Origin of the sequence: Janthinobacterium darwini, assembly GCF_051380905.1 — a bacterium.
In the GTDB taxonomy this organism is placed as follows: Bacteria; Pseudomonadota; Gammaproteobacteria; order Burkholderiales; family Burkholderiaceae_D; genus Janthinobacterium.
Window position 1 is genome coordinate 2,033,788 of record NZ_JBNYXX010000001.1, and the last position, 16,730, is coordinate 2,050,517.

The 16,730-nt window shown below is 62.8% G+C and carries 18 protein-coding genes; 5 read left to right on the top strand and 13 right to left on the bottom strand.

Annotated elements, in window-relative coordinates; all coding sequences use genetic code 11:
- Positions 1-15: 15 nt before the first annotated feature.
- From ACQ4WZ_RS09480 to ACQ4WZ_RS09495, 4 genes are all read right to left on the bottom strand, one after another.
- Positions 16-465, bottom strand: a complete 450-nt coding sequence (locus ACQ4WZ_RS09480) for a DUF6678 family protein (RefSeq protein WP_436573228.1) — start codon at positions 463-465, stop codon at positions 16-18.
- A complete protein-coding gene (gene purT / locus ACQ4WZ_RS09485) occupies positions 465-1,694 on the bottom strand; it encodes a formate-dependent phosphoribosylglycinamide formyltransferase (RefSeq protein WP_436573229.1) in 1,230 nt (409 codons plus the stop codon). Before purT ends, ACQ4WZ_RS09480 begins: the two co-directional genes overlap by 1 nt.
- Positions 1,695-1,805: 111 nt before the next feature.
- Entirely contained in the window at positions 1,806-2,303 is a 498-nt protein-coding gene (locus tag ACQ4WZ_RS09490; RefSeq protein WP_436573230.1) for a VOC family protein, read from the bottom strand.
- Between the two features lie 147 nt (positions 2,304-2,450).
- On the bottom strand, positions 2,451-3,344 hold the full coding sequence (locus ACQ4WZ_RS09495; protein ID WP_436573231.1) for a LysR family transcriptional regulator: 894 nt from the start codon (positions 3,342-3,344) through the stop codon (positions 2,451-2,453).
- A 110-nt stretch (positions 3,345-3,454) separates the two neighbouring features.
- On the opposite strand from ACQ4WZ_RS09495, the gene ACQ4WZ_RS09500 reads away from it, so the two are divergent.
- Positions 3,455-4,954 (top strand): MFS transporter, encoded by a 1,500-nt coding sequence (locus ACQ4WZ_RS09500; RefSeq protein WP_436573232.1) that lies wholly within the window; start codon positions 3,455-3,457, stop codon positions 4,952-4,954.
- Here the strand turns inward: ACQ4WZ_RS09500 and ACQ4WZ_RS09505 are convergent.
- The 3 genes from ACQ4WZ_RS09505 to ACQ4WZ_RS09515 form a co-directional block, all read right to left on the bottom strand.
- Positions 4,936-5,472, bottom strand: coding sequence for a CPBP family intramembrane metalloprotease (locus ACQ4WZ_RS09505; protein WP_101481212.1), 537 nt, complete (start codon positions 5,470-5,472; stop codon positions 4,936-4,938). The genes ACQ4WZ_RS09500 and ACQ4WZ_RS09505 overlap by 19 nt on opposite strands.
- An 80-nt stretch (positions 5,473-5,552) precedes the next feature.
- Positions 5,553-7,133 carry a methyl-accepting chemotaxis protein gene (locus ACQ4WZ_RS09510; protein WP_101481211.1) on the bottom strand — a complete coding sequence of 527 codons (1,581 nt, stop codon included), beginning with the start codon at positions 7,131-7,133 and terminating at the stop codon, positions 5,553-5,555.
- A gap of 255 nt (positions 7,134-7,388) precedes the next feature.
- Complete coding sequence (locus ACQ4WZ_RS09515; RefSeq protein ID WP_101481210.1) at positions 7,389-7,814, bottom strand: hotdog fold thioesterase; 426 nt, start codon at positions 7,812-7,814, stop codon at positions 7,389-7,391.
- A 144-nt stretch (positions 7,815-7,958) separates the two neighbouring features.
- Here ACQ4WZ_RS09515 and lpxO point away from each other — a divergent pair, with 144 nt between their 5' ends.
- The 3 genes from lpxO to fdx all read left to right on the top strand — a co-directional run bounded on the left by lpxO (position 7,959) and on the right by fdx (position 9,745).
- Positions 7,959-8,858 carry a lipid A hydroxylase LpxO gene (gene lpxO, locus ACQ4WZ_RS09520; protein WP_101481209.1) on the top strand — a complete coding sequence of 300 codons (900 nt, stop codon included), beginning with the start codon at positions 7,959-7,961 and terminating at the stop codon, positions 8,856-8,858.
- A 94-nt stretch (positions 8,859-8,952) separates the two neighbouring features.
- A complete protein-coding gene (locus tag ACQ4WZ_RS09525; protein WP_101481208.1) occupies positions 8,953-9,351 on the top strand; it encodes a DUF6331 family protein in 399 nt (132 codons plus the stop codon).
- 61 nt (positions 9,352-9,412) lie between these two features.
- Positions 9,413-9,745, top strand: a complete 333-nt coding sequence (fdx, locus tag ACQ4WZ_RS09530; protein WP_101481207.1) for an ISC system 2Fe-2S type ferredoxin — start codon at positions 9,413-9,415, stop codon at positions 9,743-9,745.
- Between the two features lie 45 nt (positions 9,746-9,790).
- Here the strand turns inward: fdx and ACQ4WZ_RS09535 are convergent, their stop codons facing one another.
- Both ACQ4WZ_RS09535 and ACQ4WZ_RS09540 read right to left on the bottom strand, forming a co-directional pair.
- A complete protein-coding gene (locus ACQ4WZ_RS09535; RefSeq protein ID WP_436573233.1) occupies positions 9,791-11,839 on the bottom strand; it encodes a M13 family metallopeptidase in 2,049 nt (682 codons plus the stop codon).
- Positions 11,840-11,957: 118 nt separating this feature from the next.
- Positions 11,958-12,680, bottom strand: coding sequence for a hypothetical protein (locus tag ACQ4WZ_RS09540; protein WP_436573234.1), 723 nt, complete (start codon positions 12,678-12,680; stop codon positions 11,958-11,960).
- A gap of 156 nt (positions 12,681-12,836) precedes the next feature.
- Between ACQ4WZ_RS09540 and ACQ4WZ_RS09545 the strand changes: the two genes are divergently transcribed.
- The gene (locus ACQ4WZ_RS09545) at positions 12,837-13,073 is read left to right on the top strand and encodes a DUF7661 family protein (RefSeq protein ID WP_101481204.1); all 237 of its coding nucleotides are present in this window, start codon (positions 12,837-12,839) and stop codon (positions 13,071-13,073) included.
- Position 13,074: 1 nt separating this feature from the next.
- Here the strand turns inward: ACQ4WZ_RS09545 and ACQ4WZ_RS09550 are convergent, their stop codons facing one another.
- The 4 genes from ACQ4WZ_RS09550 to prsR form a co-directional block, all read right to left on the bottom strand.
- Complete coding sequence (locus ACQ4WZ_RS09550) at positions 13,075-13,644, bottom strand: DUF1439 domain-containing protein (protein WP_101481203.1); 570 nt, start codon at positions 13,642-13,644, stop codon at positions 13,075-13,077.
- A 201-nt stretch (positions 13,645-13,845) separates the two neighbouring features.
- Positions 13,846-14,787, bottom strand: coding sequence for a hypothetical protein (locus ACQ4WZ_RS09555; protein ID WP_436573235.1), 942 nt, complete (start codon positions 14,785-14,787; stop codon positions 13,846-13,848).
- Positions 14,788-14,822: 35 nt separating this feature from the next.
- Positions 14,823-15,266 (bottom strand): hemerythrin domain-containing protein, encoded by a 444-nt coding sequence (locus tag ACQ4WZ_RS09560; RefSeq protein ID WP_133991611.1) that lies wholly within the window; start codon positions 15,264-15,266, stop codon positions 14,823-14,825.
- A 105-nt stretch (positions 15,267-15,371) separates the two neighbouring features.
- The gene (prsR, locus tag ACQ4WZ_RS09565) at positions 15,372-16,727 is read right to left on the bottom strand and encodes a PEP-CTERM-box response regulator transcription factor (protein ID WP_436573236.1); all 1,356 of its coding nucleotides are present in this window, start codon (positions 16,725-16,727) and stop codon (positions 15,372-15,374) included.
- Positions 16,728-16,730: the final 3 nt, after the last annotated feature.

The following is a 16,730-nucleotide window of genomic DNA, read 5'->3' on the forward strand; positions in this document are numbered from 1 at the left end:
AGATTACTCTTTGAATTAGTCGGCGGGTGGAAAGTCGTGATAGTTGCGGGGCAAATAGCCCCAGATGCGCGCCACCCGGTCCCGCACCTCGAAATCGAAGCCGATGCGTTCCAGTTCAGGCACGATCCACACGCCATGGTCGATGATGATCTTCGGCAGCAGCATGCCCACGTGTTCTTCCGAGGTCAGGCCGATGTCGAACCATTCCACGCCCATGAACGGGAACGGCGGATGGTAATCCCATTCCGTATCCCAGCGCGAGACATAGCCGGACACTGAACCATAGCGGTACGACGGCAGCCATTCAGTCTGCCCGCGCATGAAGGCCAGCAGCTCGTTCCACTTGCAGTCGTTGGCGGCGCCGGCCAGGTTGCGCCGCGCGATGTGGCCGCGCAGCTTGCGCTTGATGTCGTCGCCGCCAGCGTCGGCCAGCGGCAGGCTGGGGGCCACCATCAGGGCAGCCATTACCTCGCGACCGGCTTGACCTTGGACGCGGCCAGCACGGCGCGCGCGCGGGCCGTGTCAGTATCGTCCGCCGTAGCCAGCGCCACGCCCATGCGGCGGCGGGCGAACGATTCCGGCTTGCCGAACAGGCGCAAGTCCGCGCCCGGCACGCTCAAGGCGTCGGCCACGCCTTCGAAGGCGATACCCTTCGCTTCCAGCTGGCCGTAGATGACGGCCGAGGCGCCGGGCGAACGCAACGCCACGTTGACAGGCAAGCCGAGGATGGCTTTCGCGTGCAACTCGAATTCGCTCTGCACCTGGCTGGCCATGGTGACCATGCCCGTGTCGTGCGGACGGGGGCTCACTTCCGAGAACCATACCATGTCGTCCTTGACGAACAGTTCTACGCCGAACAGGCCCAGGCCACCCAGATTATCCGTCACCCTGCGGGCGATGTCGCGCGAACGCTCCAGGGCCAGCGGCGCCATGCGGGCCGGCTGCCACGATTCCACGTAATCGCCCTGCACCTGCAAGTGGCCGATCGGTTCGCAAAACTGCGTCTCGATCTGTCCCGAGGCACCGACGGCGCGCACGGTCAGCAAGGTGATTTCGTAATCGAAGTCGATGAAGCCTTCGACGATGACCCGGCCCGTGTCGACCCTGCCGCCGCTGGCCGCATACGCCCACGCCGCGTCCACGTCAGCGGCCCTATCGAGCTTGGACTGGCCCTTGCCGGACGACGACATCACGGGTTTCACGACACAAGGGAAACCGATTTCCTGGCACGCCAGCTGCAGCTCCTGCAGGCTGCTGGCGAAGCGGTATGGCGAGGTCGCCACGCCCAGCGTTTCGGCCGCCAGCGTGCGAATGCCTTCGCGGTTCATCGTCAGCACGGCCGCGCGCGCGTTCGGGATGCAGGTGATCTGGCCGGCCGCTTCCAGCGCAGCCAGGGTGTCGGTGGCGATGGCTTCGATTTCCGGCACGATCAAATCCGGCTTTTCCAGCTCGATCAGGGCGGCCAGGGCCACGCCATCGCTCATGTCGATCACGTGCGAGCGATGCGCCACGGGGTGGCCCGGCGCGTTCGGATAGCGGTCGACGGCGATCACTTCCACGCCAAGGCGCTGCAGCGAAATGATCACTTCCTTGCCCAGTTCGCCCGAGCCCAGCAGCATGACTTTGATGGCGGTGGACGACAGGGGCGTGCCGAAGGTGCGGGGCGCGATGGTGCTGCTGGTGCTTGAGGTCATGGCAGGGTCAGGTGGCGTTGGAAAGATGGCTGGGACTATAACAAATGCGGGCCATCTTGGACAGGGCGCGCCGCTGGCGTGCGGCCGCTCGTCCCCGTCCGGCGGCTCGCACTAACCGGCGTAAGCCCGCTTGATCTCGTCAATGTCGATTTTTTTCATGCCCATCATGGCTTTCATCACCCGCGCGGCCTTGACGGGATCAGGGTCCGTCAACAGGCGGATCATGAGGGTGGGCACGATTTGCCAGGACACGCCAAACTGGTCCTTGAGCCAGCTGCACTGCTGCGCTTCCGGTGGACCACCTTGGGACAGCTGCTTCCAGTAGTGGTCGACTTCGTCCTGGGTTTCGCAATTGACCTGAAACGAGATGGCCTCGGAAAACTGGAACAAAGGGCCGCCGTTCAAGCCCGTAAACGTCTGGCCATCGAGTTCGAAGGCCACCGTCAGTACGCTGCCCGGTTCCTGGCCGTGAATTTCCCTGCCCTCCTCTCCGTAGCGCAGGATCTGGCCAACCTTCGAATTGGGAAATATTCCCGTATAAAACCGGGCCGCCGCCTCGGCGTTGCCGTTGAACCATAGGCATGGGGTAATCTTTTGTACGCTGTGCATGATGTCTCCCTAGGTCGGAATAGTCAGGATAGGAACGCCTTCCCGCGCCGGGAAGGATAGCTATCAATATAGTCACTATTGCGCGGCCATGGCGCGCGATGGCACCAGGCACATGCAGCTACGGCGCTTCCAGGGAGGAAGCAAGCGTCAGGGCTGCGCTCCATAAGCCTGATCCTGCAATTGTTCCACCAGGAAATCGATCAACACGCGCAGGCGCGGCGGCAGGTGGCGACTGGCTGGCCACAGCAGCCAGAAGGCCGTGCGCGCCTGCGTATGCTCGTCCAGCAACGACACCAGTTGCCCCGCCGCCAGTTCGCGCTGCACGGCAAAGGCAGGCAGGTAGGCTATGCCCTGCCCCTGCACGGCCAGGAAGATGCGCATTTCCACGCTGTTGCAAACCATGCCGGGCGCCGGCTGGTTTGCCTCGTCCGGCAGCGGCCACTGTTCCAGGCGGCCCGTGGCGGGAAAACGGTAATCCAGGCGCCGGTGCAGCAGCATCTCGGCGCCATCGAGGGGCCGGCCATGGCGCGCCAGGTAGGCGGGGGACGCAACCAGCAGGCGGCGAAACGTGCACAGTTTGCGACGCGTCAAGCCCGAGTCGTCCAGTTCGCCCGTGCGCACGGCGACGTCATAGCCGTCGTTGACGAGGTTGACCATGGCGTCGGAGAAATCGAGATCGAGTTCGATGGCGGGATAGGCTTGCATGAAGGCGCCGATGGCCGGCTCGAACAGGCCGCTGTAGCGTGGCAGGCTGATGCGCAAGCGTCCGCTGGGACCGCTGCTGGACTCGCTCAGTTCGCGCTCGGCCGCCGCCACCTCGGCCAGGATGCGCTTGCAGCGCAGCAGGAATTTCTCGCCCTCGTCCGTCAGCGCCAAGTGCCGCGTGCTGCGCTGGAACAGGCGCGCGCCGAGGCGCGCCTCCATGCGCGCCACGCTCTTGCCCACGGCCGACGACGACAAGCCCAGCAGCCGGCCCGTGGCCGAAAAACTGCCACTGTCGGCCACCTGCACAAACATGGCGATGCCACCCAAGCTATCCATATGATTCCCCATTGCGGACATTTTTGTCCGATATGTTCGGCAGTTTAGCCCATTTTTCTTCAATGACGGGCGCGCCATACTCGCCGCTCCTTCACTCCGAACCGATTTCCATGCCCTCTTCCTCATCTTTTTCACTCTCCCTGCAAGTGCTGGCCGCCTGCCTGACGGGCCTGCTGATTCCCCTGTGCTTCACGGGCCCGGCCGTGGCGCTGCCCGCCCTCGGCGCCGAATTGCACGGCAGCGCCGCCGCCCTGAACTGGGTCATCAACGCGTATATCCTCAGCTATGGCAGCGCCATGATGGTAGCGGGCAGCCTGACGGATGTGCTGGGACGGCGCCGGGTCTGGCTCGCGGGGCTGGCGCTGTTTTGCGTGGCAACCCTGGCCATTGCCGTCGCGCCCTCGGTGGCCTGGATCGCCGCGCTGCGCTTCGTGCAGGGCCTCGGTGGCGCGGCCGCGTTCGCCGCCGCCATGTCGTCGCTGGCGCCATTGTTCCACGGTGCGGCGCGCAACCGCGTGATGAGCGTGCTGGGCACGACCTTTGGCATGGGCCTGGCTTTCGGTCCCCTGGTAGCGGGCGCCATGCTGGCACTGGCCCGCTGGCCCGCCATCTTTTACGCCACGGCCGCACTGGGCGTCATTGGCATATTGCTGGTATGGGGCAAGGTGCCGGCCGATCCGCCGCGCGGCAAGGGCCGGCTGGACTGGCCTGGCGCCTTCAGCTTTAGCGCCGCGCTGGCCCTGTTGACCCTGGGCATGCTGCTGGCGCCCGAACACGGCTGGCACAGCGGGGCCGTGCTGTTGCCCGTCGCCTTGTCCGTGCTGCTGGCATGCGTTTTTATCGCGATCGAGCGCAGGACGACGCAGCCCATGCTGGACTTGAGCCTGTTCCGCCAGCGTCGCTTTGTCGCAGTGCAAGTGCTGGCCGCCTCGCCCGCCTTCCTGTTCATCGTGCTCATCGTCATGCTACCGGGGCGCTTCATCGGCATCGACAATATGTCCGCGCTGGCGGCGGGCCGCCTGATGACCGCCCTGGCCGCGCCGCTGCTGCTCGTGCCCATGCTGGCGCCGCTGCTGTTGCGTTGGGTCAAGGCCGGTACCGTGTGCGCGGCAGGTCTGCTGCTGGCGGCGGCGGGCCTGGCCTGGCTGGCGCAGGTCCTGGGTCATGGCACCCCTGCGGATTGGGCCGGACCGCTGCTACTGATCGGCACGGGCATCGGCTTACCCTGGGGCTTGATGGACGGCATGGCGCTGAACGTGGTGAAAACAGCGCGGGCCGGCATGGCAACGGGCATCTTCAATACCGTGCGCATCAGCGCCGATGGCGTGGCGCTGGCCCTGGCGGGCGCCGTGCTGGCCGGTCTGATCGGCGCGGGCCTGGCGCGCCAGCTGCCTGCCGATCTGCCCGTGCTGGCGGCCGCCAGCCGCGCCGCGCTCGGCGATATCCAACAGGCAACACAACTGCTGGGCGGGCAGGAAGCGCTGCTGCGCGCCAGCTATGACGCCGCCTTCCGCCAATTGCTGGGCGGCTTGGCGGGGCTGGCCGTGGCACTGGCGGCGCTGGTGCCGTGTTTGCTCAGAAAGGATGGGACTCAGGCATCAAGGCCATAGAACACGGCGACCAGAACGGCGATATTGTTGCAGGCGCGGGAAAAGGTCGTCGTCGCATAGGCAACAGCCACGCCGGGAGCACGGTAGCGCAGGTAGACAAAGCTGAACATGGCGCCCGAGCCCAGCGCGACAATGGCGTGCAGCAAGCCGCCGCTGATGAAATGCACGATGGCCCACAGGACAGCGCCGATGAAAATGCTCAGCTGGCGGCTGGCGCCCAGGCGCTTGAGAATTTCCAGCGGCAGGAGCTGGCCGAGGAAGGTTTCCAGGATGGGAGAATAGATGACGACCCAGAACACCAGCAAGGGCAGCGACATTTCGCGCTTGAACTTGGTCAGGCCCGTGTGCGCGCCCCAGTAGTCGGGCGGCAGCAGCCATTTGGTGAGGAACAGGATGGCAAAACACAGCATGCAGGTGAGCAAGCCCCAGCCCAGGCCGGCAAGGGCCAGCTGCAGCACGGGCGGCGCCGGCTTGTCGTCGTCCGGGCTGGAGAGATCGTGGCTGCTGCGCACTTGCATGAGTAGTCCTGGCGGTGATCCAGCTCTTATTGTAGCGCGTAATAAGTCTGCTGGCGCGCCGCGCTGCTGCGCGAACGGCCTCAGGCCGCCAGGCGCAAGGGAGCGTTGGCCGGCTGGGCCAGTTTGAAGATACCCACTTCCTGTTCCAGCTGGGCCGCCTGCTGCTGCAGCTCATGCGCGGCGGCGGCCGCCTGTTCCACCAGGGCCGCGTTTTGCTGGGTGACGCGGTCCATGTCGACGATGGCGCGGTTGACTTGTTCGATGCCGGCGCCCTGCTCCTGCGTGGCGTGGCTGATCTCGGCCATGATGCCCGTCACCCTGCCGATGCCGGCCACCACCTCATGCATGGTGGCGCCTGCCTGCTCGACGAGCACCGTGCCCGTGCCCACCTTGCTGACGGAATCGTCGATCAGGGTCTTGATTTCACGCGCGGCGGCGGCCGAACGCTGCGCCAGGCTGCGCACTTCGGTGGCGACCACGGCGAAACCGCGACCCTGTTCACCGGCGCGCGCCGCTTCCACGGCCGCGTTCAAGGCCAGGATGTTGGTCTGAAAGGCGATGCTGTCGATCACGCCGATGATGTCGACGATCTTGTTCGACGAGGCATTGATCAAGCCCATGGTGTGCACCACTTCGGCCACCGCCTTGCCGCCCTGTTCAGACACGGTGGACGCTTCGCGCGCCAAACGGTTCGCCTGCTGCGCGTTGTCCGCATTCTGGCGCACGGTGGAGATCAGTTCTTCCATCGACGACGCCACTTCTTCCAGCGAACCGGCCTGCTGCTCCGTGCGCTGCGACAAATCCCGGTTGCCCGTAGCGATCTCGGTCGAGGCCGTGGCGATGCTTTCCGTACCGTGGCGCACCTTGCCGACGATGGTGGCCAGGTTGTCGCGCATGGTTTTGATGGCAAATAATAAACTGCTATCGTCGCCGTGGCGCGTGTGCACGTCGATGGCCAGTTCGCCCAGCGCGATGCGCCCGGCAATCGAAGCCGCATACGCCGGTTCTCCGCCCAGCTGGCGCAGCAGGCCCCGCGTGATGACGGTGGCCACCGCAATGCAAATGAGCACGCTGAGCGCGGCCAGCACGCCGATCCAGCGCAGCGACTGGCCGTAGATGGCGCGCGCGGCCACGCTGGCTTGCTCCGATTCGTGCTGCACCTTTTTTAGGACGGCATCGATGTCGGCGACGATCTGGCGCCGCAGGGGGCTGCACTCCTCGACGAGGAAGGTGCCGTACTGCTCCATCTGCCCCGTGGCACGGAACTGGCGCGGACGCTGCAATTCCTGCGCCATGGTTTTCAGGCCCGTGCTGACTTTCTCGAATTGCGCGTCACCGGCGAAATGCGGCGCCAGCCTGGCCAGCGCTTCCAGGTACAGCGCCTTCTGGCTGTCGAGGATGGCCAGCTCTTTTTCGGCGGCGGCCTGATCATGAAAGATATACGCGTTGCGGGCGGCCAGGCCCGTCTGGTCCAGCGCTTCGCGCGCCACGTACAGCGGGTCGAGTTTTTCCTGCTGTACCTTGTCCTGCGCGTCCATGGCACCGGAGATGGCAGCGATGCGCAGCAGCGCGAAGGCAGCCAGCACCAGCATCAATACCACCAGCAAGCCGAAACCTGCGCTCAGGCGTGCGCCTATCGTCAAACGATTGAATGACATCATTGTTATTATTGCCCTGTAATAAAGTTGATTTTTGCCGGCTCCGCTGGAACCGGGCGATCTGCTCACCGTCATTTGCCGATATTGCGTAGAGAGCAATATCAGTATCCAACTGGCGTTTTTTGGGCAGTCAGCTTCTAATATTCGGGCAATGCAGGCATGCGGGAGACACCCCACGCCACACAACAGCACACTGAATTATAAGCGAACAGCGTTATGGATGATTTCACGCGCTCACTTTTATTGCTTTGATGCAAGTCAAGGCGCGTCGATGACGGCCATGGTGATGCGCGATATACAGCACAGTTTGCCGTCATCGTCGACGATGCGGACTTCCCACACCTGACTGCTGCGGCCCCGGTGTATCGGCGTGGCGCGCCCCGTCACGTGGCCACCGCGCACGCCGCGCACGTGGTTGGCGTTGATTTCCTGTCCCACGCTCACTTGCCGGCTGGAATCGAGGCAGGCATTCGCGGCCATGCTGCCCAGGGTTTCGGCCAGCAGTACGGAAGCGCCGCCATGCAGCAGCTTGAACGGCTGCATGGTGCGGTGGTCGACGGGCATGGTCGCCTCGATCCAGTCGGGGCCGAAGGCCGTGAATGCAATGCCCAGGTGGCGCATGGCCGTGCCTACACAGGCGGCGTTGAGGGTGGCCAGGTCGAGCGGTGCGTGCCAGATTTCCATTGTTACCTCGGATAAGTGTGGAGAAAAAACCATTGTAGGGCAGGCGGCGCGCACGCGCTGCTTCATCTTTCCTTCACCGTCGCAGGGGGTAGCGGTGGCATTAACTGGTTATAATTGCCCCATTCTTAAAAAACGAGGTTGTGTATGAAGTGGGCCTTGCTGGGCATTTTTGTGTTTTCTGTTTTACATATTCATTTTCGTGGCAAGGTGCGCCTGCCGTTTCGCCGCCAGATCTTCGATCACTCCTCGTTCATGGCGCCGCTGAACCTGTTCATGCACACCTTTTCCAAGGTGCCGGCCACGCCATATCTTTCCGTCGATCAATTTCCCGAACTGGCGCCGCTGCAGCAGAACTGGCAGATCATCCGCGATGAAGCGCTGCGCATGCAGGAAATGAAAAAGATCAAAGCGGCGGAAAAGAACAATGACGTGGGCTTCAATTCCTTCTTCAAATATGGCTGGAAGCGTTTCTACCTGAAATGGTATGACGCGAACCACCCGTCTGCTCAGCAGATGTGCCCGCAAACCTATGCGCTGCTGCAATCGATTCCCTCGATCAAGGCAGCCATGTTTGCGGAACTGCCGCAAGGCGGCAAGCTCAACCCGCACCGCGACCCGTTCGCCGGTTCGCTGCGCTACCACCTGGGCTTGCAGACGCCCAACGATGACCGCTGCTTCATCGACGTCGATGGCGAACGCCACAGCTGGCGCGATGGCCAGGCCGTGATGTTCGATGAAACGTATATACACTGGGCCCGTAACGATGCCGACAGCGACCGCATCATCCTGTTCTGCGACATCGAGCGCCCGATGCGCTACCGCTGGGCGCAAGGTCTGAACCGCTGGCTGGGCCGCACCCTGATGACGGCCGCCGCCTCGCCCAACGAACTGGGCGACCAGGTGGGCGGTGTCAGCAAACTGTTCCAGATTTCCTGGACCATGGGCCAGTACCGCCGCCGCTTCAAGGCGTGGAACAAGACCGCGTATCAAATTACCCGCGTGGCCCTCGTCGTAGGTGTGGTCGCGCTGATCTACTTTATCTAGCTTATTTAGCTGACGCGCCGTCTCGGATGCAAGCAAACCGCCTTCGGGCGGTTTTTTTATAATGCGATCCCACAGACCAGGAGAATGTTGAAAAATGACTCAACGCGAGCACCAATACGATATCCAGATCGCCGATGATGACTGGATCGAATGCATCGACATCGGGGAGCGCTATCATCAGGCCGGCGACATCGATGCCCTGCTGGACGGGCTGTGGCCACTGATTTGCCGGCTGGAAACCCATTGCGTGGCCGGCTGCTGCGGCATGGATGCCTTCGATTTCACGCGCGCAGGCATCGACACGGCGCTGCAGGAACTGGATCGCGCGCAACTGCATGCCGCCTGCGCAGCGGCCAAGGAGGCCGTGACGGCGGCTGCCAGCGATGTATTGACGAGTGCCACGATGAATCACATTGCAGATAAACGCGTGTTCCTGCAATTGCTCGACCATCTGGATGCGTGCATCGTCGGACAGGATCGCGCAGGGGCTTGACCTTGCCAAGGCGGGAAGGTCCAAGGTGACGGGATTGAAGAATAACCGAGGAGAACCCCACATGCCAAAAATCACCGTCCTGCCCCATCCCGAGCTGGCCCCCGACGGCGCCGTGTTCGACGCGCGAGAAACAATGAGCATTTGCGACGCCTTGCTGCTCAACAAGATTGACATGGAACACGCCTGCGGCCAGGTGGGCGCCTGTTCCACCTGCCACGTGGTCGTGGTGCAGGGTTTCGACTCGCTCAATGAACTGGGCGACAATGAGGAAGACATGCTTGACCAGGCCTGGGGCTTGCAGCCCCATTCCCGCCTGTCGTGCCAGGCACGCGTCAGCCAGGAAGACCTGACCGTGGAACTGCCCCGGTACACGCTCAACCACGCCAAGGAATAGTCCCCGGCGCGTTTGCCCGACGGCCCTACGGGCTTACCACATGATTTACCACATGATCACGCGCTGTTCGGGCGGCAGATACATCGGGTCGCCCGGCTTGATGCCGAACGCTTCATAGAAGCCGGGCTGGTTCTTCACCGTGCCCTTGGCGCGGAATTCGCCCGGCGAATGCGGGTCGCTCTTGATCTGGGCAATCGCCGCTTCCGGACGCAGTTTCGCGCGCCATTTCTGCGCAAAGCCGATGTACAGGCGCTGTTCGCCCGTCAGGCCGTCGAGTACGGGCGATGGCTTGCCGCCGAGCGAACGCTGATAGGCCTTGTAGGTGATGGACAGGCCGGAATTGTCGCCGATGTTTTCACCCAGGGTCAGCTCGCCATTGATGTGGTAGCCAGGCACGGGGCTGTAGGCGCCGTATTGCTTGACGAGACCGGCGGCCAGCGCCTTGAAGGCCGTGCGGTCCTCTGCCGTCCACCAGTTGCGCAAACGGCCCTTGGCATCATATTGGCTGCCCGAATCGTCGAAGGCATGGCTGATTTCATGGCCGAAAGTAATGCCCAGCAAGCCGTAATTGACGGCATCTTCCGCTTTCACATTGAAAAATGGCGGCTGCAGGATGGCGGCGGGAATCGTGATGGCGTTGAGGGCCGGGCTGTAGCTGGCGTTGACGGTTTGCGGCGTCATCGACCATTCGTCGCGGTCGACGGGTTTGCCCAGTTTGTCCAGGTTTTGCTGGCGGCTCCACGCGCGCGACGCACGCACGTTGGCGATCAAGTCGTTTGGCTGCGTCTTCATGCTGCTGTAGTCGCGCCAGGTGTCCGGATAGGCGATCTTCGGCTTCAAGGCGGCCAGCTTGAGCTGGGCTTCCTTCTTGGTTTCCGGGCCCATCCAGTCGAGCTGCTCGATGCCATCCTTGAACGAAGCGACGAAATTGTCAAACATGGCCATCACGCGCGGCTTCGTTTCCGGCGGCAGATACATGTCCACGTAGCGCTTGCCGACGGCGTCGCTGATGGCGTTATCCGTGAAGCGCAGCGCCAGCTGCCACTGCGGTTCGCTTTGCGGCACGCCGCGCAGCACCGTGCCGTCGAACGCAAAACGCTCCTTGACGCTGGCGCTGTCCAGGTAGGATGCATAGCTTTCGATGATGCGCCAGTTCAGATAGCTCTTCCACGATGCCAGCGGCACGGCAGCCACAGCCTCGGAAAAACCATTGATGAAGCTGGGCTGGCGCACGACGGCCGAAGAGGCTTTCGGCGCCAGGCCGGCGGCGGCAAAGTAGGCTTTCCAGTCGAAGGCCGGCGCCAGTGCCGCGAACTTGTCGAAGTCGACGCGGTTATAGGACTTGACGGGGTCGCGCATCGGCACGCGCGTCCACTGCACGGCCGCCAGACGCGTTTCGACATCGAGGATCTGCGCCGCGTGTTCAACGGCGCCCTTGTCGCCGCTCATGGCCAGCATGGTCTCGATATGCTTGAGGTATTTGGCGCGCACGGCTTGCAGCTTGGCGTCGTCTTCCTTCAGATAGTAGTCGCGGTCAGGCAAGCCCAGGCCGGACTGGCTGATGTTGACCGTGTAGTGCTCGGGATCTTGCGCATCGGGCGCCACATAGGCGGAAAACGGCGTGGCAACGCCATTGCCTTGCAGGTAAGCGAACAGCGCCGGCAAGTCCTTCTTGTCTTTTACGGCAGCAACGCGGGCCAGCTCGGTGCGCAGGGGCTTGAAGCCGGCCGCATCGCGCGCCTTGTCGTTCATGAAACTCGTGTACAGGTCGGCGATCTTGTGCGCCTCGCTGCCGGGTTTGCCGGGGTTCTTGACGGTGGCATCGATCAGGCCGCGCAGCTGGCCTTGCGCGATTTCGCGCAATTCGATATACGTGCCCCAGACGGATTTGTCGGCCGGGATATCCGTATTGCGGGTCCACACGCCGTTGACGTAGCCGTAGAAATCATCCCTGGGGCTGACCGCGGGGTCCAGGGTTTTCAGGTCGATGCCTGAGACTGGCGCAGCGGCGGTAGCACCTTGCTGGGCGTACAGCGATGGCGAAGATAAGGCGAGCAAGGCGCAGCAAGCGGCGCTGATGAGTGAACGTTTCACGAAGATTCCTTTAATTGTTTTAACTTCATGTTGGGTAACATGCTGTGTCCAGGCATGGGAGGCAGGATTATAGTCGGCCTGCCTGCGGGCAACAATGACAGTTGAACAATTCCAGAGGTCAGCGGCCCAGGAGATCAAACAGATCCAGGCCTTTTCTATCCTGATTTTTCAGCATGTCTGCAAGCGAACCCGGCGTTGGCCCCCCATTGCCGGCCGCATGATTGAAATAGTTAAAATCGAGCTTGATCTTGTCTTCCAGGTCGCTCGCATAATTGGCGGGATATTGCGACTGTTCCAGCTGGGGCAATGCATTGAAATGCGCGAGCACGGATTTGAAGAAATTGGTCGTCTTGCCGGTAGTATTGTATTCATGCATGGCTTGCGCCACGACTTGAGTGCGCCAGGCCTCTTCTTCCTGATACGCCTGCATAAAGGCGGCACGCCGCTCGTTGATGGTAAATGTCCCGCTGTCATCGTTCGAAATGGCGGACAATTGCTCGCGCGAAAGCCCGGCAAACGGATTGGGGCCCTTCCTGTCGACATAAGCGGTGGCGGCGGCGGCCGACTTTGCCGATGCCGCGTCATTCGGTTGCGGCACCTGCTTTGCCGCGGCCGCCTTTTGTTCGGCGTCCAGCGGATACAGGATGTCATCGGTATTGTCATTCACCCACCGACCCAGCGCCGCATGATCGAAGCCCCGGATGGTGGCGCTGGTGGCCGTGGCAGCCTTCCCCAGGCGCCCGGCCAGGGTCGAAATCACGACATCGTCCGCCACGGCGCCAGCGCCGGCCGGCGCCTGGGTTGTCTGGGCCTTGTCCGATGCTGCCTTGCCTGATGACACCTTGCTGCCTTCCGCGGCAGACAGTGCCCCGGGTTGGATTCCCGCCGTGCTGATATTGACCATTGCCCGCCCTTGGATAAGTAAATGTTACTATATAAGTAAATATTACTATAGCACAACAAATGTCAAACTTGAGCAAGGAAATGGAGCAGCTTGATGCAGGAATGCAGATTCAATATTTTCGGCACGCTGATTGCCGTCCGGGGAAATCCGGGAGCATGGCGCGCATTCTATCTCGGCACGGAAGGCAAGCGCCGGCCCGCCGATTTCATTATTCCGGACGATATTCAAGCCGATGCGTTGTGCGAATACCTGGCTGACCTGTTCCACGAAGAGGCGACGCCGCGCAATAACACGGCAACGCAAATCAGCTCGCCAGCGTTCGAGGTCTAGCCTATTTCACCGGCTCGAACGTCACCGTCAGCCCATTGCCGGTGGTCCTGATCTGCGTGGGCACGAATTGCACGCCCGCGTAGCGCAATTCATCGGGCTTGAAGGTGTAGATCGGCGTTTCATGCATGAGCTGGTCGGCCACCAGGCTGGCCACCTTGGCGAACTGGCGCTGCTGCGCTTCATCCATGCCGTCGATGCTTACCTTGTCCACGCTCGCTTCGCTCAGGTAGACGGCATTGCGCTGGGCGTCGAGCACCAGACGGCCCGACATGGCCAGGCTGCCGCGCCAGCTCTGACGTATGAACGGCGGCAAGACGCTCGCATCCACGCTCAGGGCCACGCGCTCGCGCTCGGGCTGCAAGGACAGTTGCGGGTGGGTCAGCTTGACGTCCAGCACGGACAACACGCGCTTGTCGATGGGAAAGCGGCGCTCCAGGCCTTGCTGCATCTTGCTCAGCGACACATTCACGTCGCGCGGGCCGATCAGGGTGGAGCACGAGGCCAGCAGCGTGCAGGTAAAAGCGGCGATGGCGGCGGTTTTCAGCAAGGGACGGATGGCGGTCACATTCATGGATAGTCTCGGTGGAAAGATGGCGCCATCTTACACATGCGGCCGCTTTCACGCAAAAACCGGCGCCCACCTTGCGGCGGGCGCCGGTTCTTGCTTTGTTAGTGCACGAACAGGGCGATCAGTATGACGATGGGCAATGGAATGCCCAGCAGCAGCAAGAGGATGGAACGCATGGCAGTCTCCTAGATTGAAATGGATGATTTAAATGGTCACATGGCGCAGCACGCGCTCATGGTCGCGCTGGCGCCCGCCAACAGTGGCGGCCAGGCTGGCGACGAAAGCGCCCAGCAGCAAGGCGACGAACATCCACAGGGCCGTGTGGGCACCGGCCTTGCGTGCCGTATCGGCCGCTTGCTGGGCACTTGCCTTGGCATCGGCGGCGGCCTTGGCGGCGCGGCCGTAGACAGCGTCGACTCGCGCTTCTGCTTCAGCTTGCGTCAAGCCCGTGCGGCTGGCCACGACCTGGCCCAGGTAGGCGCGGTCATCGGCGGCCAGGCTGCCCGTGGACAGGCCCGTTGCAAAGATCTTGCCGATTTCCACGCGCTGGTCGGCGAGCGTGACGCCAGCAGATGCTGGCATGGGCGCGCCGCTGACGGCAGCAGGTGCGGGTGCGGGTGCGGCGCGCAGCAGCATGTCCGAGAAATAATCGAGCGGATTGACGGCACTGCCGCCCTCGCCCGCCTTGGACGCAGCCACGCCAGCACCAGCCGCTGCGGCCGGTGACACTGCCGCCGCCACGCCGCTGCCCGCATCGATTGCGCCGCTGAGCACGGCGCGCGTGCCGCCGGCCAGCACGGCCACGGTGATCAGGGTGGCCACGGCCCAGGCCAGCAAGCCATGCGCCGTATCGCGGAAATGCACTTCATCCGTGTGGATGGAACTCCATTTCACACGCAAACGGCCGGCCATGTAGCCGCCGATGCCGGACGCGGCCAGTTGCATGAAGGCCAGCCATGCGATGGTCGACACGCCGATGGCCGTGGCGTTGAACGACCACGGCGACACGGACGACAGGCCCAGCCCCACGCCGAGGATCAGCAAGATGAAGGACAAGGCCGCAGCAGCGGCAGCGCCCGCCAGCACGGCGCCCCAGGATACGCCCGGATTGTTCAGGTCCGACACGGACAATTGTGTAGCTTGCATGGAATTCTCCCTTGGTTGTTGATTTTTTAAGCCGTTCAGGTGGCCACGCCCTTCAGCTGTTCCTTGCGCGCGGCCATTTCCCGGCCCAGCGCATCGAGGTCGACGGCTGTATGGCGCACTTTGGGAAACATGTCACCCTCTTCTTCCTTGACGTGGTGTTCGATCTGTTCGGACAGCACCTTGACCTTGGCGTCGTACAGGTCGTCGGCGGGATCCATCGCTTCGATCTGCGCGATGAGTTCCTTGGCGCTCGCGTGCTCGACGACGGCTTCATCCATCAAATCGCCGTCGTGGATGGGGCGGCGCACGGCCGGGTAGAAGATTTCTTCTTCCAGCTGCGTGTGCACGGTCAATTCCTGGCAGATCTGGTCGGCCAACTTTTTCTTGGTGGCGAATGAGCGGTCGCTCAAGCCTTCATATTGGGCAAACAAGGCTTTGACGGCCTTGTGGTCCTGCATTAATAAACTGATCGCATTCATGGCGCCTCCTTGTTGTGGATGAGACAAGGATGCGCCATGGCGGCGTCAGCGTATGTGCGACGCCTTACACAAACTTGATATTCAATTCATATCAGTATCCTGCGGCTACTTGATGCCGTGATGGCCCATCAGGTCGTACAAGGTGGGCCGGCTCACTCCCAGCAAGTCAGCTGCGCGGGCGATATTGCCGTCGGCCCGCGCCAGCGCGCGCACCATGGCCTTGTATTCGGCCGCTTCGCGGGCCTGGCGCAGGTTGATGGCCTCGTCCATGGGCGCCGCTTGGGCGCTGGCGGACAAGCCCAGATCGTCGGCCGCGATCTGCGGCCCGTCGCTCACGATGACGGCGCGCTTGATGCAGTTTTCCACCTCGCGCACATTGCCCGGCCAGCCATGGCTTTCGATCAGCTGCAGCGCGCCAGCGCTGAAATGCAGGTTGCTGCGTCCCTCGCTGGCGCAGAACTTGTTCTTGAAATGGTGGGCCAGCAAGGCTGCATCGCCAGCTCGTTCGCGCAGGGGCGGAATGCGCAAGACGATTTCGCTGAGGCGGTAGAACAGGTCTTCGCGGAAACGCCCCTGTTCCGCCAGCATTTTCAAATCCTGGTGCGTGGCGCAGACGATGCGCACGTCGACGGCGATCTCGGCGCGCCCGCCCACCCTTTCGATGACTCTTTCCTGCAGGAAGCGCAGCAATTTCGCCTGCAGGGCCATCGGCATGTCGCCGACCTCGTCGAGAAAGAAGGTGCCGCCGTGAGCCAGCTCGATCTTGCCCAGGGTTTGCCGCGCCGCGCCCGTAAATGCTCCCCGCTCATAACCGAACAGCTCGCTTTCCAGCAGGTTTTCCGGGATGGCCGCGCAATTGATGGCCACAAAACGCTGCGCATGGCGGCTGGACAGTGCATGCAAGCCCTTCGCAATCAATTCCTTGCCGCTGCCCGAGTCGCCCAGCAGCATCACGCTGGCCGACGAGGGCGCCACTTTTTCCACGCTGCGACACAGTTTCAGCATGCCCGGATCGCGGCTGACGATGCCGGCCAGCGGCGAGTCCGCCTGCGTTTGCAGCATGCGGCGGTTTTCCTGCTGCATGGCGTGCAGGTAGAACGCGCGGGCGATGACCAGGCCCAGCATGTCGGCGTCGAACGGTTTCTGGTGGAAATCGTAGGCGCCCAGGGCGATGGCCTTTAACGCATGCGCCCGCTCCTGGTTGCCCGAGAGGATGATGACCTTGGTGTCCGGCGCCAGCGCGAGGATGTGCTGCAGGGTGGCCAGGCCTTCCGTGGCGCCGTCCGGGTCCGGCGGCAAGCCCAGGTCCATCGTCACCACGGATGGCTGGTGGCGCCGCACCAGCGCCAGCGCCGTTTCACGCTCGCCCGCCAACAAGACTTCATAGCCGTCAAAACTCCAGTGCAACTGCTTTTGCAGGCCCGGGTCGTCTTCGATGACCAGCAGTTTTTGCTTGCCCATGGC